20 protein-coding genes and 1 pseudogene are annotated in these 20790 nt (G+C 65.4%); 10 read left to right on the top strand and 11 right to left on the bottom strand.

Features of this window, described 5'->3' with window-relative positions:
• Nucleotides 1-32: 32 nt before the first annotated feature.
• Nucleotides 33-944, bottom strand: coding sequence for a LysR family transcriptional regulator (locus tag ASD71_RS24470; protein WP_056570698.1), 912 nt, complete (start codon nucleotides 942-944; stop codon nucleotides 33-35).
• 113 nt (nucleotides 945-1057) lie between these two features.
• Between ASD71_RS24470 and ASD71_RS24465 the strand changes: the two genes are divergently transcribed.
• From ASD71_RS24465 to ASD71_RS24455, 3 genes are all read left to right on the top strand, one after another.
• Nucleotides 1058-2014, top strand: a complete 957-nt coding sequence (locus tag ASD71_RS24465) for a hydroxymethylglutaryl-CoA lyase (RefSeq protein ID WP_056570696.1) — start codon at nucleotides 1058-1060, stop codon at nucleotides 2012-2014.
• Between the two features lie 34 nt (nucleotides 2015-2048).
• On the top strand, nucleotides 2049-3263 hold the full coding sequence (locus ASD71_RS24460; protein WP_056570694.1) for a CaiB/BaiF CoA-transferase family protein: 1215 nt from the start codon (nucleotides 2049-2051) through the stop codon (nucleotides 3261-3263).
• A gap of 117 nt (nucleotides 3264-3380) precedes the next feature.
• On the top strand, nucleotides 3381-4373 hold the full coding sequence (locus ASD71_RS24455) for a tripartite tricarboxylate transporter substrate binding protein (protein ID WP_056570692.1): 993 nt from the start codon (nucleotides 3381-3383) through the stop codon (nucleotides 4371-4373).
• A gap of 18 nt (nucleotides 4374-4391) precedes the next feature.
• On the opposite strand, the gene ASD71_RS24450 is transcribed toward ASD71_RS24455, so the two are convergent.
• On the bottom strand, nucleotides 4392-4634 hold the full coding sequence (locus ASD71_RS24450) for a YdcH family protein (RefSeq protein ID WP_056570690.1): 243 nt from the start codon (nucleotides 4632-4634) through the stop codon (nucleotides 4392-4394).
• Between the two features lie 253 nt (nucleotides 4635-4887).
• On the opposite strand from ASD71_RS24450, the gene ASD71_RS24445 reads away from it, so the two are divergent.
• Complete coding sequence (locus tag ASD71_RS24445) at nucleotides 4888-6039, top strand: sterol desaturase family protein (protein WP_056570688.1); 1152 nt, start codon at nucleotides 4888-4890, stop codon at nucleotides 6037-6039.
• A gap of 78 nt (nucleotides 6040-6117) precedes the next feature.
• Here ASD71_RS24445 and ycaC read toward each other — a convergent pair whose 3' ends face one another.
• Nucleotides 6118-6744 (bottom strand): isochorismate family cysteine hydrolase YcaC, encoded by a 627-nt coding sequence (gene ycaC, locus ASD71_RS24440; RefSeq protein ID WP_056570984.1) that lies wholly within the window; start codon nucleotides 6742-6744, stop codon nucleotides 6118-6120.
• Nucleotides 6745-6873: 129 nt separating this feature from the next.
• Nucleotides 6874-7845 carry a LysR substrate-binding domain-containing protein gene (locus tag ASD71_RS24435; protein WP_056570686.1) on the bottom strand — a complete coding sequence of 324 codons (972 nt, stop codon included), beginning with the start codon at nucleotides 7843-7845 and terminating at the stop codon, nucleotides 6874-6876.
• Between the two features lie 106 nt (nucleotides 7846-7951).
• Here ASD71_RS24435 and ASD71_RS24430 point away from each other — a divergent pair, with 106 nt between their 5' ends.
• Nucleotides 7952-8767, top strand: a complete 816-nt coding sequence (locus ASD71_RS24430) for a 2-keto-4-pentenoate hydratase (protein ID WP_056570684.1) — start codon at nucleotides 7952-7954, stop codon at nucleotides 8765-8767.
• Nucleotides 8768-8801: 34 nt separating this feature from the next.
• Here the strand turns inward: ASD71_RS24430 and ASD71_RS24425 are convergent, their stop codons facing one another.
• Entirely contained in the window at nucleotides 8802-9761 is a 960-nt protein-coding gene (locus ASD71_RS24425; RefSeq protein ID WP_056570683.1) for an AraC family transcriptional regulator, read from the bottom strand.
• Between the two features lie 315 nt (nucleotides 9762-10076).
• Here ASD71_RS24425 and ASD71_RS24420 point away from each other — a divergent pair, with 315 nt between their 5' ends.
• The 4 genes and pseudogenes from ASD71_RS24420 to ASD71_RS24405 form a co-directional block, all read left to right on the top strand.
• Nucleotides 10077-11123 carry an aldo/keto reductase gene (locus tag ASD71_RS24420; protein ID WP_056570681.1) on the top strand — a complete coding sequence of 349 codons (1047 nt, stop codon included), beginning with the start codon at nucleotides 10077-10079 and terminating at the stop codon, nucleotides 11121-11123.
• 186 nt (nucleotides 11124-11309) lie between these two features.
• A complete protein-coding gene (locus ASD71_RS24415; protein ID WP_056570679.1) occupies nucleotides 11310-12539 on the top strand; it encodes an SMI1/KNR4 family protein in 1230 nt (409 codons plus the stop codon).
• Entirely contained in the window at nucleotides 12536-13222 is a 687-nt protein-coding gene (locus ASD71_RS24410; protein WP_056570678.1) for a lysozyme inhibitor LprI family protein, read from the top strand. Before ASD71_RS24415 ends, ASD71_RS24410 begins: the two co-directional genes overlap by 4 nt.
• Nucleotides 13223-13296: 74 nt before the next feature.
• A pseudogene (locus ASD71_RS24405) lies at nucleotides 13297-14049 on the top strand (YoaK family protein); the annotation flags it as partial.
• 17 nt (nucleotides 14050-14066) lie between these two features.
• On the opposite strand, the gene ASD71_RS24400 reads toward ASD71_RS24405, so the two are convergent.
• On the bottom strand, nucleotides 14067-14822 hold the full coding sequence (locus ASD71_RS24400; protein ID WP_056570674.1) for a hypothetical protein: 756 nt from the start codon (nucleotides 14820-14822) through the stop codon (nucleotides 14067-14069).
• A gap of 22 nt (nucleotides 14823-14844) precedes the next feature.
• Nucleotides 14845-15564: a tetratricopeptide repeat protein gene (locus tag ASD71_RS24395; protein WP_056570672.1), complete on the bottom strand. Its 720-nt coding sequence runs from the start codon at nucleotides 15562-15564 to the stop codon at nucleotides 14845-14847.
• Nucleotides 15565-15799: 235 nt separating this feature from the next.
• On the opposite strand from ASD71_RS24395, the gene ASD71_RS24390 reads away from it, so the two are divergent.
• Nucleotides 15800-16459: a thiopurine S-methyltransferase gene (locus tag ASD71_RS24390; RefSeq protein ID WP_056570670.1), complete on the top strand. Its 660-nt coding sequence runs from the start codon at nucleotides 15800-15802 to the stop codon at nucleotides 16457-16459.
• Nucleotides 16460-16530: 71 nt separating this feature from the next.
• On the opposite strand, the gene ASD71_RS24385 is transcribed toward ASD71_RS24390, so the two are convergent.
• The 4 genes from ASD71_RS24385 to ASD71_RS24370 are packed head-to-tail and all read right to left on the bottom strand — an operon-like array spanning nucleotide 16531 to nucleotide 20789.
• Nucleotides 16531-17298, bottom strand: coding sequence for an SDR family NAD(P)-dependent oxidoreductase (locus ASD71_RS24385; protein ID WP_056570668.1), 768 nt, complete (start codon nucleotides 17296-17298; stop codon nucleotides 16531-16533).
• The gene (locus ASD71_RS24380; RefSeq protein WP_056570666.1) at nucleotides 17295-18290 is read right to left on the bottom strand and encodes an NAD(P)H-quinone oxidoreductase; all 996 of its coding nucleotides are present in this window, start codon (nucleotides 18288-18290) and stop codon (nucleotides 17295-17297) included. The genes ASD71_RS24385 and ASD71_RS24380 overlap by 4 nt, the downstream gene beginning before the upstream one ends.
• 20 nt (nucleotides 18291-18310) lie before the next feature.
• Nucleotides 18311-19015, bottom strand: a complete 705-nt coding sequence (locus ASD71_RS24375; protein ID WP_056570664.1) for an ABC transporter ATP-binding protein — start codon at nucleotides 19013-19015, stop codon at nucleotides 18311-18313.
• A complete protein-coding gene (locus ASD71_RS24370) occupies nucleotides 19008-20789 on the bottom strand; it encodes an ATP-binding cassette domain-containing protein (protein WP_056570662.1) in 1782 nt (593 codons plus the stop codon). The genes ASD71_RS24375 and ASD71_RS24370 overlap by 8 nt, the downstream gene beginning before the upstream one ends.
• Between the last annotated feature and the right edge of the window lies 1 nt (nucleotide 20790).

Genomic DNA, 20790 nt, shown 5'->3' with positions numbered 1-20790 from the left:
CTTCCCGAAGCCTCGCTCGTGCCAACGCCAGTTCACGACGCACTGCTCGCGCCCGCCGCCACCAGATGATCCAGCAGCAACGCTGCGGCCGCAGGCAGCGCCGATGCGTTGCGCATGCAGATCGCGAAGCGCCGCCGGCTCCAGGCGTCCTTCAGCGGCAGCACCCGCAGCCCGTGCGCCAATGCATAGGGCGTGGCGACTTCGATGGGCGCCACGCTGATGGCCAATCCCGCCAGCACGACGCGAAAGGCCGAATCGAAGTTGCTGACCGTGACGCGGTGCCGCAGCGCCTTGCCGCTGTCGTTGGCGGCCGTTTGCAGCATGCGCAGGACGGCGCCGGCGGCGGGCATGCTCACATGCTCGTATTCCAATGCGTCTTCAAAGAAGACGGCTTCGCGGTCGGCGAGCGGATGGCCCGGCGCGGTGACGATCGCCAGGCGGTCGCCCCGGTACGGACGCCGTTCCAGTCCATGAAAGTCCGCTGCATCCCAGCAGATGCCCAGGCTGGCGATGCCTTCCCGGACGCCGCGCACGACCTCCTGGCTGACGCGTTCCTCCATGTCGACCCGGATGTTGCGGTGGGGCGCGGCCTGAAGGAAGGCCGCGATGTCCTCGGCCAGGGATTCGGCGAGGACCGATGCGGTGGCCAGGATCCGCACCTGTCCCTTTACGCCGCTGGCGTAGGCGGACATGTCGCGTTCGATGCGCTCGGAGCTGGCGAGGATGGCGCGCGCGTGCTCCAGCAGCGTTTCGCCGGCTTCGGTGGGCTCGACCCCCCGGCGCTTGCGCGTGAGCAGTTTGGCGCCTACGGTGTCCTCAAGCTGCGCGAGCCGCTTGCTGATGGCCGACCCCACGATGTTGGCGCGCTGGCCGGCGCGGGCAATGTTGCCGGTCTCGCAGACGGAGATGAAGAGACGCAGGGTGGTGATGTCGAGGTCGCGCATGGCGGTCGCCCAGGTTGATATTCCGAAACGGAATTTTAAGCGTTCCAAAATACTGCTTGTGGGCGGATTGAGAATATCTAAACTGGGATTTCTCTTCTCATCGCCGAATTGCCATGCCCCTCCAAGAACCCTCCTGTCGCCCGTCGGCCGTCACGATCCGTGAAGTGGGGCTACGCGATGGCCTGCAGAGCCTGTCCGTCGTGATGCCTACGCAGACCAAACTCGACTGGATCGACGCGGCCTACGCGGCGGGCCAGCGCGAGATCGAAGTGGGCTCCTTTGTGCCCGCCCGCCTGCTGCCGCAATTGGCGGACACGGCGGAACTGATCGCCCATGCCACGCGGCTTTCCGGCCTGTCGGTGTCCGTGCTGGTGCCCAACCTGAAGGGCGCCGAACTGGCGCTGGCCAGCGGTGCTCACCTGATGCTGGTGCCGCTCTCGGCCAGCCACGCGCACAGCCTGGCGAACCTGCGCAAGACCCCTGAGGAGGTGGTGACGATGGTCGGCCAGATGCGCGCGGCGCGCGACGCGGCGGGCTCGTCCATGCTGATCGAGGGCGGCGTCGGAACGGCCTTTGGCTGCACCTTGCAGGGTGAAGTGCGCCAGGACGAAGTGCTGCGACTCATGCAGGCACTGCTGGATGCCGGCGCCGACCGCGTCAGTCTGGCCGACACGGTGGGGTATGCCGATCCGGCGTCGGTGGGGCGACTGTTCGAAGCCGCGCGCCGCATCGCAGGCGATCGTTTGTGCTGCGCCCACTTTCACGACACACGCGGGCTGGGGCTGGCGAATGTGCTGGCCGCGCTGGACACCGGCGTGGCGCGGTTTGACGCCTGCCTGGCGGGCATCGGCGGCTGTCCGCACGCGCCGGGCGCCAGCGGCAACGTCAGCACCGAGGATCTGGTGTTCATGCTGCAAAGCATGGGCATCGAGACCGGCATCGACTTGCCCCGCCTGCTGGCCTTGCGCGAAGCCGCCGCTGGCTGGCTGCCCGACCAGCCGCTGCACGGCGCGCTGTGGCGCGCCGGCCTGCCCAAGACCTATCCTGCACGCAGCGGCCAGCCGGCCTGAGCGTGCGCATTACGCATCAACATCGAGCCTTTCCATGCAAAACGCCGCCACTCCCCCGTCCTCCCGTCCCTTGCCCCTTGCCGGCCTGCGCGTCGTGGAGTTCACCCACATGGTCATGGGGCCCACCTGTGGGATGGTGCTGGCCGATCTGGGCGCCGAAGTCATCAAGGTCGAACCCGTGCGAGGCGACCGCACGCGTCATCTGCTGGGCGTGGGCGCGGGATTCTTTCCGATGTTCAACCGGAACAAGAAGAGCATCGCGCTGGACATCCAGAGTCCGGCGGGCGCCGAGGTGGCGCGCAAGCTGGCCGCCAGCGCCGACGTGGTGGCGGAAAACTTCCGGCCCGGCACGATGGCAAAATTCGGCCTGGACTACACCTCGCTGTCCAAAGAGAATCCGCGCCTCATCTACGTCAGCCACAAGGGGTTTCTGCCGGGCCCTTATGCGATGCGCACGGCCCTGGACGAGGTCGTGCAGATGATGGGCGGGCTGGCCTACATGACCGGACGGCCGGGCGATCCGGTGCGCGCCGGCACCAGTGTGAACGACATCATGGGCGGCATGTTTGGCGCCATCGGCGCGATGGCGGCACTGATCCAGCGCGGCATCACCGGGCGCGGCCAGGAGGTGCAGTCGGCGCTGTTCGAGAACAACGTGTTTCTCGTGGGCCAGCACATGCTGCAGTACGCGATCACGGGCCAGCCGTCCGCGCCGATGCCCGAGCGGGTATCGGCCTGGGCGCTCTATGACGTCTTCACGGTCAAGGACGGCGAGCAGATCTTCCTGGCGGCGGTGAGCGACGCGCAGTGGGTGACGTTCTGCGATGCCTTCGGATTCGACGATCTGAAAAACGACCCGGCGATGGCCACGAACAATGACCGGGTGCTGCTGCGGCCCACGCTGCTGGCGGATCTACGCAAGCGGCTGGTGCATTACCGCGCGGCGGAGCTCGCAGCCGTGTTCGAACGCATCGGCCTGCCGTTCGCCCCCATCGTCAAGCCGGAGGAGCTGTACGACGATCCGCACCTGCGCGCCACCGGTGGGCTGGCCGACATCCGTTTGCCTGACGGCGAGCGGGCCGGCCAGACCGCCGGCGCCGCCTTGTTTCCGCTGATGATGGACGGGCATCGCCTTGGCGTGCGGCGCGATCCGCCTGTGCTGGGCGCGGACACCGACGCGCTCCTGCAAGGGTTGGGGTACGACGCCGGACAGATCGAAGCGTTGCGCGCGCAGGGCGCCGCAGCGTGAGGTGGTGGCGCGCGCGCCAGGCTTGCAGCATGCCGCGCCGCGCCTGAGCAGTTGATAAAGCCGTTGCAGTAAACGGCCGCGCAAGTCGGCCGATACAAAAACCATCAGGAGACAGACATGAGCAATCAACGTGCGGGCGGGCGCTGGAGCCGCCGCCAGGTGCTGGGCGCGCTGGGCGCCGCCGTGCTGGGTGTGCCCGGCGTGACGTGGGCGCAGTCGGACCGGCCGGTGAAATTCATCCTGCCGGTGGGCGTGGGATCCGGGGTGGACACGATCACCCGGGCGGCGGGACCTGCCTTGTCCACCGCGCTCGGCCATACCGTCGTGGTCGAAAACCAGCCTGGCGCGGGCGGCATCGTGGGCACCTCGGCACTGGTGCGGTCGGCGCCTGACGGCTACACGCTCAGCATGGTGTCGAACAACCATGTGATCTTCCCGAGCGTCTACAAGAGCCTGCCCTTCGACCCGCTGGCCGACATCACGCCGATCAGCATGGTGGGCATGACGCCGTTCCTGGTGGTCGCCAATCCGCAGAAGATTGCCGCGAACGACATCAAGGGGCTGACTGCGCTCTTGAAAAGTCAGCCTGGCCGCTACAACTACGCGTCGTCGGGCAATGGCACGATCCTGCACCTGGCCGCGGAAATGTATGTGCAGCAGGCGGAGGTGAAGGCGCGGCATATCCCGTATAAGGGCGTGGGACCGATGATGGCCGATCTGATCGGCGGGCAGGTCGACTTCGGCGTGCTGTCGCTGCCGTCCGTCCTGCCGCAGATCAAGAGCGGCGCGCTCAAGGCGCTGGGCGCCTGTGGCGCAGAGCGCATGGCGGCGCTGCCCGACCTGCCGACGCTGCGCGAGCAGGGTCTGGCGGACTACGAAATCGGCGGGTGGTTCGCGGCGGTCGGACCGGCGAAGCTGCCGCAGGCGGACGTGCGCCGCATCTTTGACGCGTTGGGCCGCGCCTTCAATTCGCCGGAGGTGAAGCAGGCGATGGCGACCCAGAACAACCGTATAGTCCTGATGCCGCCGGAGCAGACGGTGGCGTACTTCCGTTCGGAAATGACGAAGTACGCGTCCGTCGTCAAAGGCGCGGGCCTGGAACTGATGTAGCCCGCGCCGAGCGGCAGGTCAGCTGCCGTTGCTCTTGCCGTGGCCGTTTGGGTCGGCCGCGCGCAGCAGGCCGTACAGCTTGTCTTTCAGGTGCAGTTTTTCTTTTTTAAGCACCTCGATCGCGGCGCCCGAGGACGGCTTGATGCCGTCCTCCATGTTCTGGATTTCCTGATCCAGATCGTTATGCCGCTGGAACAGCGCCGAAAAGTGAGCGTTTTCGGACTTGAGTTGGGTAATCAGCTCGCGGTATTCAGGGAACATAAAGGCCTCTTGAGGAACCGGTTGACGGGACCGACGATGCGCCTGGCTCGACGCGATCATCAGCGTCAAAGCCCATGACACGCCAACGCCATCGCCTTGTCAACCTTGCGGACCAATCCGCCGCTGGCTGCCGTTGACCCTGCGCAAGGCGGGCAAGAAATGAGCCATTCTGTCGTGCGCGTTCACGTTTCTTTACAGAATGGTCTGTCCCCGGCGATACACTCCCTTCCCCTTGGACTGTCCCAGATCCCCAATGAACAAGCGCGCACCGGTCTATCGCAGAGTGATGGATCTTTTCAAGCAGGACGGCCGGATCCATCCCGGCACGGGAATGATGAGCGGCGTGATTGCGCTGTTTCTGGCCATTCTGTCAGTGCTGGGTGTGCTGGCGTTTCACTTTCCCGCTTACCTGACCACGCCCGAGCTGCGCAGCTTCTACTCGGTGGAAGCGATGCGCACGCTGCTGTTCGGCGCGCTGCTGGTGTCGGGCTCGATTGCGCTGGCCAACACCGTGCTGGGACGGCAGCGCTGGCTCAACATTGCGGCGTTCGTGCTGGTGTGCTGCGCGGTCGCGGCAGGCGGCAGCCAAGTGGCCGTTAGCGCCACCAATACTGGCGGCCATCCGTATCTTGGGCTTGATTGGTTTATTCTGGACTTGCTGGCGTCAAGCACCGTCTTCATCATTTTCGAGAAGCTGACGCCGCTGTACCCGGGCCAGCCGGTGTTTCGCGGCGAATGGCAGGTGGACATGAAGCACTTCCTGTTCAATCACCTGTCGGTGGGCGCGGTGCTGCTCTGCATCAACTTCTTCATTCACCGCCTGTTTTCATGGGCGGCGTACGAGCCGCTGCAACAGGCCATCCAGTCGATGCCGTATCTGCTGGAGCTGTTCGTGGCGGTGCTGGTGGCGGACCTGGCGCAATACGCCGCGCACCGCATTTATCACGAGGTGCCGTTCATGTGGCGCTTCCATGCCGTGCACCACAGCACGCGCACGCTGGATTGGCTGGCCGGCTCGCGCCTGCACATCGTTGAACTGCTGATCACGCGCGTGGCCGTGCTGGGCGTGCTGTTCGTCCTGGGCTTTTCGAAGGCCGTGCTCGATGCCTACATCATCATCGTGGGATTCCAGGCGGTGCTGATCCATTCCAACGTGAAGCTGCCGTGGGGCTGGCTGCGCTACATCATCGTGACGCCAGACTTCCATCACTGGCATCACTCGTCCGATACCGAGGCGATCGACAAGAACTACGCCGCGCACTTTTCATTTATCGACTATCTGTTCGGCACCGCGGTGCGCGGGGCGGGAAACCGGCTGCCGCAGAACTACGGGATCCTGGACAACGACATGCCAGGAACATTCCTGGCGCAGCAGGCGTATCCCTTCGCCCGCAAGCAGAAGTGACAAAGGCCCAGGCAAATGCCTGGGCCTTTTTTCATCGCTGTCTCAGCGTGGTCTGGCCGGCAAGCCGGCCGCGCAACCTTACTTGGCCGCCTTGAAGGCCGAGTACGAGGCCATCAGGTTGCGGTAGTCGGGGATGTGGTTGGCGAACAGGGTGCCCAGGCCTTCCACGTCGTTGCGCCAGTCGCGGTGCAGTTCGCAAGCCACGCCGAACCACGACATCAGTTGCGCGCCGGCCTGTTCCATGCGGCGCCATGCGGCGTCACGCGTCACTTCGTTGAAGGTGCCCGAGGCATCGGTCACCACGAACACGTCAAAACCTTCTTCGATGGCCGACAGCACGGGGAAGGCGACGCAGACTTCGGTGACGACGCCGGCGATGATCAGTTGCTTCTTGCCGGTGGCCTTGACGGCCTTGACGAAGTCTTCGTTGTCCCAGGCGTTGATGTTGCCGGGGCGGGCGATGTAGGGGGCGTCGGGGAATTTGTCCTTCAGTTCCTGGACCAGCGGGCCGTTGGGGCCGTCTTCGAAACTGGTGGTCAGGATGGTCGGGAGCTTGAAGTATTCGGCCAGGTCGGCCAGGGCCAGCACATTGTTCTTGAATTGGTCGGGCTGGAAGTCGCGCACCAGGGACAGGAGGCCGGCTTGGTGATCCACCAGCAGAACGGCGGCTTGGGACTTGTCGAGCTTCACGTAGGGGCGGGTTATGGCTGATTCCTTGGTCAATTCAGGTTTTGCGCGGTGTTGCGCGGTGGTTTGGGCAACGCTGAGTGCGTAGGAAGGATATTAATTTCAGGACGACCGCGCCGGTAGACGGGAAATTCGACTCTCAGCGTTCTATTTATCGGACAATGTATGGACGGGTTGCAGGGTTGGGATGCCGTGGCGCGTCTGCGTTGCGGCTTCGCAGCGCGCGTTTTCACGATACGCGTCTCCCATGAAATCCAACAGCTCACGGACGGCAGGCAGAAGGCCACGGCGCGACGGAAACACGGCATGAACACTGCCGGGCTCGGGTTGCCAGGGCGCGCCCACGGGCACAAGGGTGCCCGCATCAAGTTCCTCGCGAATCATCAGGAGGGGCAGGGCGACGACGCCCACGCCCCGCAGTGCGGCCTGCTTCAGCGCCAGCATGTCGTCCGTGACGAGGCGGGGCATGAAAGGCACCGCCAGGCGCGCGTTCTCCGGTCCCATCAGGCGCCATTGGCATTCCCGCTGCTCGGTCCCGAGCGCCATCGTCGGCTGCCGGCTGATGCGCTGCAGGTCGCCGGGATCGGGCAGTGTGCGCGCCAGGGCGGGGCTGGCGACCAGGCTCTGGCAGCTCAAGCCCAGGTTTTTCATGACCAGGTCGCTGCTTTCGATGGGGCCGAAGCGCACCCGTACCGCCAGGTCGAAGCCTTCTCGCAGCACGTCCACCGGCCGGCTGAAGCTCTTCAGGTAGATGTTCACCTTGGGGCACTTTTCCATGAAACGCGCCACCACGTCACCTAGGAAGTAGTAGATGAGCGCAGGCGGCGCGGCGATGCGGATGGTGCCTTGCGGTTCGGCGTGCGTGCGGTCGATGACATCCTGCGCCGCTTCGGCGCCCGCCAGCATCGCCAGGCACTGGTCGTAGTATTCCTGGCCCAGTTCCGTCACCGCGAAGGTACGGGTGGAGCGCTGGATCAGGCGCACGCCAAGGCGTTCCTCCAGCAGCGCGATGCGGCGGCTGAGGCGCGACTTCGGGATATCCAGCGCCCGCCCGGCTGGCGCGAAACCGCCGTGTTTGACGACCTCCACGAAGTAATAAAGGTCATTCAGGTCGTGCATGCAAATTCCTCGTGGGTTGTCGGTGGGCCGGTCGAGCATATTACGGCGCGCGGCGCCGATTCCCTATAAAGTCGGCATTACCCACAGGAAGTAGGGAGGAGACGCCATGTCCATCGATCCGCTCGCGCTTGCGCGGGAAATGAAGGCGGCGCAGGACCATGCCACGCCGATTGCGCCCCTGACGGCAAGGCACGCCGGCTTTGGCCTGGCGCAGGCCTACGATGTGGCGGCCAAAGTCCACGAGATGCGCGTGGCGCAAGGCGCGCAGCAAGTCGGCCGCAAGATCGGTTTCACCAATCCGGCGATGTGGGCGGCGTTGGGCGTGGACTTTCCGGTCTGGGGGCGCGTCTACGCGCACACCCTGGTGCAGGCCGACGGCGGCGAGGTCCGCTGCCAGCTCGCTGCGTACGCAGAGCCGCGCATCGAACCCGAGATCGTGCTGCACTTTCATACCGCACCGCCGCAAACGCGCGACCTGACGCAGATTCTGGCCTGCGTGGACTGGATCGCACATGGGTTCGAACTGGTCCAATCGCATTTCCCCGCCTGGCAGTTCCAGGCGGCCGATACGGTGGCGGACAACGCGTTGCACGCCGCGCTTTTCATTGGGGCGCGCGCCGAACCCGCTGAACTCGGGCCCGACTTGCTCGACCGGTTGCAGCGTTTCCAGGTGGCGTTGTCCTGCAATGGCCAGCTGCGCGAGACCGGCAGCGGCGCGAACGTGCTGGGGAACCCGGTGGCCGCGCTGGCGCATCTGATCGATGTGGTGGCGGACCGAGCGGCAACCGACGCAATTCAGGCCGGGGAACTGGTCACGACCGGCACGCTGACGCGCGCCTACCCCGTTCACGCCGGCGAGACCTGGAGCACCGAGCTCGACGGGCTTAGCCTGCCAGGCATGCGGATCGTCTTCGAGGCGTAGAACAATCTGCCGAGGCGGGCGGATGGCTGAGTCTTCAGGCGGCCAGCGCCGTTTCGTCCTTCCAGCGCTGCTTGTCGCGCAGCGGCGGCGCGCCGAACAGACGGCTGTACTCGCGGCTGAACTGCGATGAGCTCTCGTAGCCCACGGCATGCGCGGCCAGCGCCACGCCGGCATCGTCCGTCAGCATCAGCCGCCGCGCCTCTTGCAGCCGCAGGTGCTTCTGGTATTGCAGCGGGCTCATGGCGGTAGCCTGCTTGAAGTGGTGGTGCAGCGACGACACGCTCATGTGGACGTCGCGCGCGATTTCTTCGACTCGCAGCGGCTGCGCGAAGTTGTCGCGCAGGATGCGGATCGCCTTGGCCACGCGGTTGAGCTGGCTGTCCTGCAGCACCGTCTGGCGCAGTACGACGCCCTGGCCGTTCATCAGCAGGCGGTACAACAGTTCGCGCTTGATCATCGGCGCCAGGATCGGAATGTCCCGCGGCGTGTCCAGCAGCCGCAGCAGCCGCAGCACCACGTCCAGCAGGGTGCTGCCCAGCGGATTGATGCAAAGCGCGCGCGAGGCTTCGGCCGGCACCAGCGGCGGCAGGTTTTCGTCGCTGATCAGCGCGGTGATCTCCTCGGGGTTCAAATCCAGCCGCAGGCCCAGATAGGGCAGCGTCGGGCTGGCGACCGACACCTTGGCCACCACGGGCAGATCCACCGACGAGATCAGGAAATGGAAGGGATCGTATTCGTAGGTCTCGTCGCCGATGAACAGGCGCTTCGATCCCTGCGCAATGACCGCCAGCGCCGCCTTCTGCAGGCCCGGTTTGGCGCCCGACGGCTGCGACAGCCGGTGCAGGTACAGGCCCTCGATCGGCGTATCCAGCGCCCCTTCCAGGGTGCCGGTCATGCGCTCGAGCGTACAGAGCAGCTCGGACCGCCCCAGTTCGCAGGCGGCGTCCTGGGCGGCGCCGGCGGACGCAAGGGATCGGGCAGAATTCAGAGACATCGAGGGGCTCCCGGGGCGCGCCGCCCGTAAACCAGATGGGCAATGGCGGCAGAGGATTGGGTGTCCGCCAGTGTATTGCCATCTTGCGCGGTTCGCGGTGGCCGGCACAGGGGAATGGAGGATTAGGCAGGAATCCCGGAGAAAACGACGGGTCGCGCCGCATCGGCCGCCTCGCCGGAGAATCAGGCAAAAAAAGGGCAGGATCAAGCAGCGTGCGCGCAGCTCGCCGGACGCATACTGTCCGCACCCCGGCAGGCTGCCGCAGCGGTCCCACTCCGGGATCCGGCGCGCCGGCCAGCCCCTGAAGGAGCACACATGCGATACAAGAAATTCGGCAGCACGGGCCTGTTCGTTTCGGAGCTTTGCCTGGGCACCATGACCTTCGGCGGCGAAGGCGAACTCTGGAGCAAGATCGGCAGCCTGCAACAGGAAGACGCCAACCGGCTGGTCGGCCGCGCGCTGGACGCGGGCGTCAATTTCATCGACACGGCGGATGTGTACTCCGAAGGCCGTTCGGAGATCATCACCGGCCAGGCCTTGCGCGACCTGAAGGTCCCGCGCGAAGACGTCGTGATCGCCACCAAGGTCTTCGGGCAGACGGGCGCGGGCGTCAATGCCCGCGGCAATTCGCGCGTGCACATCCTGGATGGCGTCAAGAAGAGCCTGTCGCGCTTGCAGCTCGACCATATCGACCTGTATCAGATCCACGGCTTCGACCCCGCCACGCCCGTCGAGGAAACCATGCGGGCGCTGGACACGCTGGTGCAGCATGGCCACGTGCGCTATATCGGCGTGTCGAACTGGGCCGCCTGGCAGATCATGAAGGCGCTTGGCATTGCGCAACGCCTGGGACTGGCGCGCTTCGAGTCGCTGCAGGCGTACTACACGATCGCCGGCCGCGATCTGGAGCGGGAACTGGTTCCCATGCTGCAGAGCGAGGGCGTCGGGCTGATGGTGTGGAGCCCGCTGGCCGGCGGCCTGCTCAGCGGCAAGTACAGCCGCGATGGCGAGGCCGAGGCCGGTAGCCGACGCGTTGCGTTCGATTTTCCGCCCGTGGACCGGGAGCGCGCCTACGACAGCATCGACGCGCTGCGGCAAATTGCAGACGCACGCGGCGTCTCGGTCGCGCAGGTGGCGCTGGCCTGGCTGCTGCACCAGCAGGTCGTCACCAGCGTCATCATCGGCGCCAAGCGCGTGGATCAACTGGAGGACAATCTGGCCGCCACGGACATCCGGCTGACGCAGGACGAGCTGGCTGCGCTGGACAAGGTCAGCGCACTGCCGCCGGAGTACCCGGGCTGGATGCACGTGCGCCAGGGCGAATACCGGCGCCAGCAGTTGCGCGAGTCGGGTGCGGCCTGACGCGAGGCGCGATCAACGATGGACCGGCGAGCCAGCGCCGGTCCGCATCCGCTGGACGTCATGCTTTCTCGTGTGGAAGGCCAAGGGCAAACTCCGTACATCAACGGCGGTCGGCCATCTTAGGGTGGCGGTTCTTCACCCCCCGGCTAGTAAAATCGCACCGGTCTCCATCCTTGAAGTTTCAACATGAGCGAGTTTTTCACGTCCGGCGAACTGCTGGCGTTGCGTGAGCACGGCATTGCGGTGTTTGCCGACCGCCTGCTGATCGATGTGCAGCCGCCGATTTCCGACGCCCGCATTGCGGAAATCCAGGCCGTTTGCGAGGGGCCGCTTCCGCCAGCGCTGCTCGACCTGTGGCGGCTCACCGCCGGGGGCGAGCTGGCCTACGATCTGCGCGCGCAGATGGACGGCAACGAAGAGGCCCTGAGCTGGTCCGAGCTGTTCTACGACGGCAGCGACCAGTACCGCGACCTGCAAGGTTGGATCGAGCACGAGCAGGAGTGCGCCGAGGAAGCCGCGGCCGAGGACGGCGCGACGTGGAACGGAAAGCTGCGCTATCTGCCGATAGGCGGCTTCGAATACTGCGACCGCATCTACGTCGCCGTCGAACCTGGGCCGCGCGCAGGCAGCGTGGTCGCATGGAAGCAGGGCCTGCCGGGCTGGACGCATGCCTTGCAGCAGGACGGCATCGCGACCATCGCGCCGGACCTGCACGCCGCGTTTGCCGCGCTGTGCCTGGAAACCGATCCCGAGGAAGACGAGGACAGCACGGGCTTGCGCGTATTGGAGTATCTGGATGAGCGCGTGTCGGATCATGGCATGCCTCAGCCGCTGGCGGACCGCGTGGCCGCCTTCCATCGGCGGGCGTTGGTGGACTGGCGCGGCCCTCTGGAGGACGGAACGCTGGCCGCCAAGCCTGGTCTGGCCGCGCTGGCCTTGCAGCATGCGTTGTCGCACGACGACGCGGCCCTCGTGCGGCGTCTGTCGGCGCAGGGCGTGCGCCTCGATGCGCCGCTGCGCGGCAGCGCCCAGGCGCTGGACGTGGCCTTGATGCAGCACGCGCACGCGGCGGCGCAGGCGCTGCTGGATGCGGGCGCGCCGGTCAGTCCCACCGCCATTCACCGCTTCGATCGCGAACCGCCCGCCGCACTGGTCGCCGCGCTGCTGGCGCGCGGCGCCGAAGCCGATGCGCTGGGTGTCGCGCGCTGTGTCGCGTGCGGATCCCCCGAGGCGGCGCGTCTCATTGCCCACGCCTGCGGTGAAGGCATTGCCGAGGCGTACGCCCAGGTGCGCGATTCCATGGCCACCCGTTACCAGGAAGACCTCAAGCGCGTGCGCGCCGGCAAGCTGGGGCACTACCTGGGCGAGGACGGCCTGGCGGCGCGTGTCGCCAACCTGCGGGCGTTTTCGCTATGAATCGCCTGGCCAACGGGATGATGCTGTGCGTCGTGCTGTGCAGTCCGGCGGCTTGGGCTGCAAGCAAGCCGTCGTTCGACTGCGCCAAGGCCCGGACGGCGGTCGAGAAGGCGATCTGCGCGGATGGCGGGCTGGCCGAACAGGATGCCAGCATTGCAAGACACTTCAGCAAGGCCAGAATGACTTTCGACCCGGCAACGGGCAAGGCGCTGACGGAAGATCAGCGCTGGTTTGTCAAGGTGCGGGACGAGGCCTACGCGTCACCGCCCGGCGGCGACGCGCCGCAAAAGGAACTGGCCGACCGGTTGAAGTATCGCGACGCCTTCATGACATCGCTGGTGCTCAAGCGGCGTCAGGGCTTTGAAGGTGATTGGGAAAACCTGGCGGGCGGCATTTCAATCAAACGGCAGCCGGATGGCAGCCTGGCGTTCGACGGCTCCGCGGCGCATCCCGAGAATGGCCGCTGGGTGTGCGATGTCCGCGGCGTGGGCGCGGTCAAGAACAACGCGCTGGTCGTCGAGACGGTCGATGCCGAGGGCTGGTCCCTGACGTTGTCGCGCAAGGGGTACGGCCTTGTGCTGGCCGAAATCCCGCCGGCAGGCGCCGCTGACGCGGCCGGCCGGCCGTATTGCGGTCTTAACGGCGCGCTGGGCGGCGTTTACTATCCCGTCTCAAGGCCCTGATCGGCGCGGCACCACCGCGTCTAGAATGGCATTCCGAATCGCAGTGAACACGTTCTTGTTTTGAAAGGACAGGCGTGACCATCCCGTATCTGCGCCGGCTGACCGCGGTCAGCCGCAGCCCGCAAGCCAACCGCCATCTTGCCTATCTGCTGACCTTTACCGCCGGCGCCGTCAACGCGGGCGGCTTCCTGGCGGTCCAGCAGTACACCTCCCATATGTCCGGCATCGTGTCCATGATGGCCGACCACATGGCGCTCGGCGGGGTGATCGTGATGCTGCAAGGTCTGGCGGCGCTGTTGTCGTTCATGGCGGGGGCGGCCAGCTCTGCCTTTCTGATCAACTTCGGACGCAGATCTCGGCTGGCCAGCGAATACGCGATGCCGCTGCTGCTCGAGGCCGTGCTGCTGCTCATCTTTGGCCTGCTGGGCGCAAACCTTGAGACCTTGCGCTGGTTCTACGTACCCGGCACGGTGATGCTGCTCTGCTACATCATGGGCCTGCAGAACGCGATGATCACCAAGGTATCCCGGTCCGAAATCCGCACCACGCACGTGACGGGCATGGTGACCGACATCGGCATCGAGCTCGGCAAGCTCTTCTACTGGAACGTCGCCAAGGGCGACCCGCAGGCCATGCCGCGGGTGCTGGCCGACCGCGGCAAGCTTATCGTGCTGAGCCTGATGGTGACCTTGTTCTTCGTGGGTGGCGTGACGGGCGCGTATTCGTTCTTCAATTTCGGCTTCGGTTCAACGTGGCCGCTGGCGTTGTTGCTGATGCTGCTGGCCGCGGTGCCGATCATGGACGACATTCGCAGCTTCATGCACCGTGCGTAGCGGGCTCCTCGTTACCGCTTTGATTTGACCGCAGCGGAATGGCTCAGAAACACCTGCAGCGCCGCCAGCGTTTCATAGTGCAGGCGTTCGAAACGGGCGTCCTTGACCGGGTCCTTAATGGCGTGACCCTTGGCGTCCAGCGAATAGGGTTCGCCCCACAATCGGCCGATGTCGACCTGGTAGTAACTGGAGACTCCATACGGACGCTTGCCGTCGATGTAGGGCATGGGCCAGAAGCGGTCCCCTTCGCGCAAAACCGCGCCCAGCGCCTGATCATCCACTTCGCGCCAGACTGCGGCGCGCAGCAGAATCAGATGCTCCTTGCGCAGATTGAACGTCCCCTTCGCATCCACGCCGCTTTCCGGAAAATCGAAGGCCTCGCGCATCTCAGCCGGCACTTCATAGCGGCCGGGTTGCAGCCTGCCGACCGATTGCACATAGCGCGGGACCAGGCGGCAGACTTCGGCCAGCCGCCGGATGACCAGCGCATCGTCGGCCGTCTTCAGGGCGCTGCGTGCAGTGGCAAGCGTATCGGTGCCGCCGAGCAGCGGTTGCTCGAAATCGATGCCGGGCGCGCCGGATTCGACCGGCATCCATTGCACACGCAGCAGGCGCACCAAGGCGGCATGCTGTGGGGTGTAAGACAGGCCGGCCTCTGGCGCCGCATATACCTGGCGAATGATGGCATCGCGGGCAGGCGATGCCAGGGCGCGCAACGGCGCGGCGATCAGGCTGCCAAGCATCAGCAGCAGGGGACGACGGTTCATGGGGTCTCCGGGCGCAACGGCCCTATTGCGGCAGGCTTGCCAATTGTGTTTCGGTGAATGCGTAGCCCGGCTGCACCCGTAGCGCGGCTTCGTAGGAATTGCGGGCGTCGGCCAGGCGGCCAAGCCGGCGCTGAAGGTTGCCCTGATTCGTCAGAATCAGGGCGCTGGCCGGCTTGGCGCGTACCGCTTTTTCATAGGCGTCCAGCGCTTCGTCGTGGCGGTTCATTGAATCCAGTAGCGACGCCTGCAGGTTGTAGCCAATGCTCCAGTCAGGAAATCTTGCGATCAGCGCCTGCGTGGTCACCAGCGCGTTGGGCAGGTCCGCGCGTTCGGCCTGGGCACCCGCCTTGTTGATGTACGCCCACTTATTGCCGGGATCCAGCGCGATCGACTGCTCGAACAGTGCGAGGGCCGCCGCCATGTTGCCTTGCTGACCTTGCAGCTTTCCCAGGAACAGCCTGATGTCGGCGTTGGCCGGTTCCAGCCGCGCCATGTCTTCGGCGATGCGCTGCGCCTCCTGGCGATTGCCGGCCCGCAGCGCCGCGGAAACTTGCGAGTTCTGCGCCTGCAGGGCAGGGGGCCACTGCTGGATGCGCGCACGCAGCGCGTCGTTCTCCGTCCGCAGCGCCGTGAGGTAGGCGTCGTCCAACTGCGACGCGTCCTGGGCATGGGCCGGCGGGCTCGCCAGAACGCTGGCGAGTAGCAACGATGAGAAGAGACGGATGCGAAGCGCTGCAAGCATGAGAAGGTCCGCGGGACGTCATGTCGGGTCCATACGATACCGGAACCTTCACGGGCGAAGGACTGGCAGGGCGGCCGCGCCCGTCATTTCAGACCGGCACTACAATGCCCGAGCGCGCATTGCGTGCGATCAAGCGCCCCGGCAAGGGTGGCGGGTACGCTGATCCCGGTGCCGTCCGGGTGCGAAACATCACGGTGCAATTGCGACACCTACTCATAGGAGGAGCAGACAAGTCATGGACGCGGAATTCTGGCTGGAACGTTGGCGCGAAGGGCGCACGCACTTTCATCAGTCGCGGATCACGCCGCTATTGCAAAAGTATTGGCCAACGCTCGACGTCCCCACGGGCGGCAAGGTGCTGGTCCCGCTGTGCGGCAAGTCGCTGGACATGGTGTGGCTGGCCGCGCAGGGCCATCAGGTGCTGGGCGCGGAGCTGTCGCAGCTTGCGGTGGAGCAGTTCTTCACAGAAAACGAACTGCGGCCGGTCAAGCACGAATCGGCATATGGCACGCATTACGTCGCCGGCAACATCGAGATCGTCTGCGGAGACATCTTCAAGATGGACGCGCAGGTGCTGTCGCATTGCGTGGGCGTGTATGACCGCGCGGCGCTCGTCGCGCTGCCGGACGCGATGCGGGCAAACTACGTGCGCCACGTTTACGGGCAATTGTCGCCGTCGTACCGCGGCCTGCTCATTACCCTGGACTATCCCCAAGACGAGATGGCTGGCCCCCCGTTTTCCGTGGTGGACAGCGAAGTGCAAGCGATCTTCTCAAGCGTGTCGCCCGCCGTCATCATCGACCGCCGCGACATGCTTGATAAGGAACCCAAGTTTCAGTCCGCCGGCGTCAGCCGCCTGGACACGGTGGTTTACCGATTGGGCGTGCAGGCCTGACGCTCTGCGTTACCGCCGTGAAAAAGCCCGTTCAATCGAACGGGCTCTTTTTTTCGTGAGCGTTTTACGGGCTAGGTCATCAACCAGCCACCGGCCACGTCCAGCACCTGCCCGGTCACGAACCTGGCCTGATCGGACGCGAAGAACAGGCACGCGTCCGCCACTTCCTCGGGCGTGCCCAGGCGCCGTAGCGCGGTCACGGCCGCCACCGCGTCGTTGATTTCCTGCGGCACGCTTTTCAGCAGGGGCGTGCTGATCCGGCCCGGCGCCAGCGCATTCACGGTCACCTGATGCTCGCCCAGCTCGGCTGCCCAGTGCCGCGTCAACCCGATCAGCCCCGCCTTGGTGGCCGCATAATGCGCCGCCACGATATCGCAGTACGCCCGGCCGGCCACCGACGACATATTGATGACGCGTCCCTGCCGCGCCTGCACCATATGTGGCGTGGCCAGGCGCGTCATGTAGAACACGCTGTTCAGGTTTACCGCGACGACATTGTTCCACTCCGCGGGCGGCATTTCCCAGACCTTCAGCGCGCGGCCGTTTGTCTTGGGCGAGATGCCGACGTTGTTGACCAGGATGGTCGCGGCGCCCAGCTCACACGTGATGCGGTCATAGGCGGCCTGGCACTGATCGAAATGCGCGACATCGGTGGGCACGAAGCACACGTCGTGGCCCCGTTTCTGAAGTTCCTTCTCAAAGGCCTGGCCGGCCTGCGCGTTGAAGTCGATGAGACCCACGCGGCCGCCTTCGGCCAGGAACGCGTCGACGATGGCCGACCCGATGCCGCCCACCGCGCCCGTGACGATGATGGTCTGGCCGGTAAAGCGCGCGCTCATGGCTGCACCTGCAGCATGATCTTGCCGATGTGTTTGCTGCTTTCCATCAGCGCGTGAGCGCGAGCGGCCTCGGCCAGCGGAAAGACCTTGTGGATCAAGGGCAGGCACTGTCCCTGCTCCATGAGCGGCAGCACCTTCTGCGCCAGCGCCTGCGCGATGGCGCCCTTGTCCTCGTCGGAACGCGGGCGCAGCGTGGATCCGGTGAATTGCAGCCGCTTGGTCATGATGGGCAGGGCGTCGATCTCGGCCTTGCTGCCTTCCAGGAACGCGATCTGCACCAGCCGCCCGTTCAGGGCCAGCAACCGCAGGTTCTTGTTGATGTAGGCGCCGCCAACCATGTCCAGGATCACGTCGACGCCGGCTTTGCCCGTGCCTTCGCTCACGGCGGCCTCGAAGTCCGCGTCGCGGTACTGCACGGCATGATGTGCGCCGGCCTTCAGGCAGGCATCCGCCTTTTGCGCGTTGCCCACGGTGGTCCAGACCTCTGCACCGAATGCGCGCGCGAGCTGGATCGCCGTCAATCCGATGCCGCTCGAGCCGCCGTGGACGAGAAACCTTTCGCCCGCGGCCAGGCGTGCGCGGTCAAACACGTTGGTCCAGACGGTGAAGTAGTTTTCGGGAATGGCCGCCGCGGTCAGCAGGTCCAGCCCGCGCGGCACCGGCAGGCAATGGCGCTCGTCGGCCAGGCAATACTGGGCATACCCGCCGCCCGGCGTCAGTGCGCAGACCTGGTCGCCCACCTTCCAGTCCCGCACGTCGGGACCGGCCGCCACGATGGTGCCGGAGACTTCCAGGCCCAGATAGGGCGAGGCGCTCGCGGGCGGGGGATAGGACCCCGAGCGCTGCAGCACGTCCGGGCGGTTGACGCCCGCGTAGGCCACTTCGATCAGCACCTGGCGGCGCGTGGGCGTTTCCATGTCGCGTTCGGCGATGCGCATGCAATCGGGCGCGCCGCCCTTGCCATGGTCGATGAATGTGCAGCGTAAAGACATGAGACGTTTGTCCTTGGATTTCAGTGGCCCAGATAGGCCTTCTTGACGTGAGGGTCGCTGAGCAGCTCCGCGCCCGTGCCCGTGCGCACGATTGCGCCGTTTTCCAGCACATAGCCGCGATCCGCCAGCCGCAGCGTGCGAAACACGTTCTGCTCCACCAGCAGCACCGTCACGCCATGCGAGGTGACGTCGCGGATGATGTCGAACATCTGTTGCACCAGCAGCGGCGACAGCCCCAGCGACGGTTCGTCGAACACCAGCAGTTTCGGGTCCGCCATCATGCCGCGCGCGATCGCCACCATCTGCTGCTCGCCGCCCGACAGCGATCCGGCGTACTGGCTCAGCCGCTCCTTCACGCGCGGGAAGATGCGCAGCACCTCGTCGAGCTTGCGCTCGACGATCGGCCGCGCCGCGCGCTTGTACGACCCCATCAGCAGGTTGTCCCGCACGGTGAAGTGCGGAAAGAGCTGGCGTCCTTCGGGGATCATGGTGATCCCGGCATCCACGATGTCGTAGGGTTCGCGGTTCGTCAGGTCCTGGCCTTCGAATTCCACCTTGCCCTGCGTGGCGGCGATCACGCCGCACAGCGTCTTGAGCGTGGTCGTCTTGCCCGCCCCGTTGGCGCCGATCAGCGTGACGATCTCGCCTGCGTTAACCTCGAAATTCAGGCCGTTGAGCACCTGGCTCTTGCCATAGCCCGACGTCAGATTCGACACCTTAAGCATCCTGATACTCCTTGCCCAGATAGGCTTCGATGACGGCCGGGTTCTCAACCACGTCCTTGGGGGAGCCGCTGACCAGCACGCCCCCTTCGTTCAGGACGATGATGCGGTCGGACAGCGCCATCGTGGCCTGCATCATGTGTTCGATCAGCAGCACTGAAACACCCGAATCGCGGATGCGCCGGATCATCTGGATGGATTTCTCGATGTCCGTGGGATTCAGGCCCGCCATCACTTCGTCCAGCAGCAGGATGCGCGGCTTGATCGCCAGCGCACGCGCCACTTCCAGACGCTTCATCCCGCCCACGGTGAGGCTGCGCGCCTCGGTGTTCAGGTACTTCACCAGGTCGGTCTGCTCAGCCACCTTCAGCGCGATCTGCTCGGCTTCGTCGCGGTCTGATGTGTGGATGAACGCGCCCAGCATGATGTTTTCCAGCACCGTCAGCCCCGTGAACGGCTTGGCGATCTGGAACGTGCGGCCCAGGCCCTTGTGCGCGAAGGCGTCGGGCGTCTTGCAGGTGACCCAGTTGCCTTGCTCGTCGCGCATCGTGATGTCGCCCTTGTCCGGCGACAGAAAGCCCGACAGCAGGTTGAACACCGTGGTCTTGCCGGCGCCGTTCGGCCCGATCATGCCCAGGATTTCGTGCTGGTTGAGCGTCAGCGATACGTCGTTGGTGGCGCGCAGGCCGCCGAAGCTCTTGAACAGCCCCGCCGCCTTCAAGACGGGCTGCTCGGTGCGAGTGGCGTTGCGGATGCGGATCTCGTCGGCCAGCTTGCGTTTGGCTGGCGGCGTGCCCAGATAAGGCAGGCGCGCCAGCATGCGCTCGATGAAGGGGCCGAATGCGCCCGCCAGACCGCGCGGGATGGTCAGCACCACCGCGACCAGGATCAGGCCGTAGATCAGCCCGTGCATGCCATTGCCCACGCTGCTGAGCCAGCCGCGCGCCAGTTCCGCAATCGGCAGCACCAGGAAGGTGCCCGCGATCGGACCCGATACCGTGCCCAGCCCGCCGATCAGCGCAAACATCGCGACCTGGATGGACAGCTCCAGCGAAAACGCGGAACTGGGATCGACGAAGGTCAGGTAGGTGATATGGAACGTGCCGATGATGCTGGTCAGGACGGCGGACACCACGGCGGCGATGATCTTCACACGCACGGTGTGGATGCCCACTGCCAGCGCGGCATCTTCGCGCTCGCGGATTGCGATCAGATAATGACCGATGCGCGACTTGCGGATGTACCACGAGACCCACGTCACCATCACGAACAAACCGAACGCAATGATGACGTAGTTGATCTTCTCGCGGAACACGATCCACGCCCAGCCGATGTTCAAGGGCAGGCTGATGCCGCTTGAACCGCCGGTCCAGCTTTCCTCGTGGATGACCAAGAGGCGCACCACTTCCAGGATGGCAATGGTTGCCAGCGCAAAGAAGGGCCCCCGCAGGCGCAGCGTGGGATAGCTGATCAGGATGGCGACGGCCGCGGAAATGGCCGCACCCGCGAACATGCCGATCCACGGCGAGATGCCGAAGTTCTGCGTCAGCAGGGTGGCCGTGTAGCCGCCGATGCCATAGAACACCGCGTGGCCGAGGGACAACTGGCCGGCGTAGCCGCCCACGATGTTCCAGGCGACCGAGAGCGCGGAAAACACGAACAGCAGAACGAAGAGGTTGGTCCAGAAGGGTGTGCCCATGACGACGGGCACGAGGAACATCGTGATCAGCAGGATGAGGCTGACGTAGGCTTTGGGGTGTCGAAAGTCGGGAAACACG

It is taken from the genome of Achromobacter sp. Root565 (assembly GCF_001427425.1).
Lineage (GTDB): Bacteria > Pseudomonadota > Gammaproteobacteria > Burkholderiales > Burkholderiaceae_B > Achromobacter > Achromobacter spanius_D.
The sequence above is the reverse complement of the archived record's forward strand: the minus strand, read 5'-3'. Positions and strand labels throughout refer to the sequence as shown.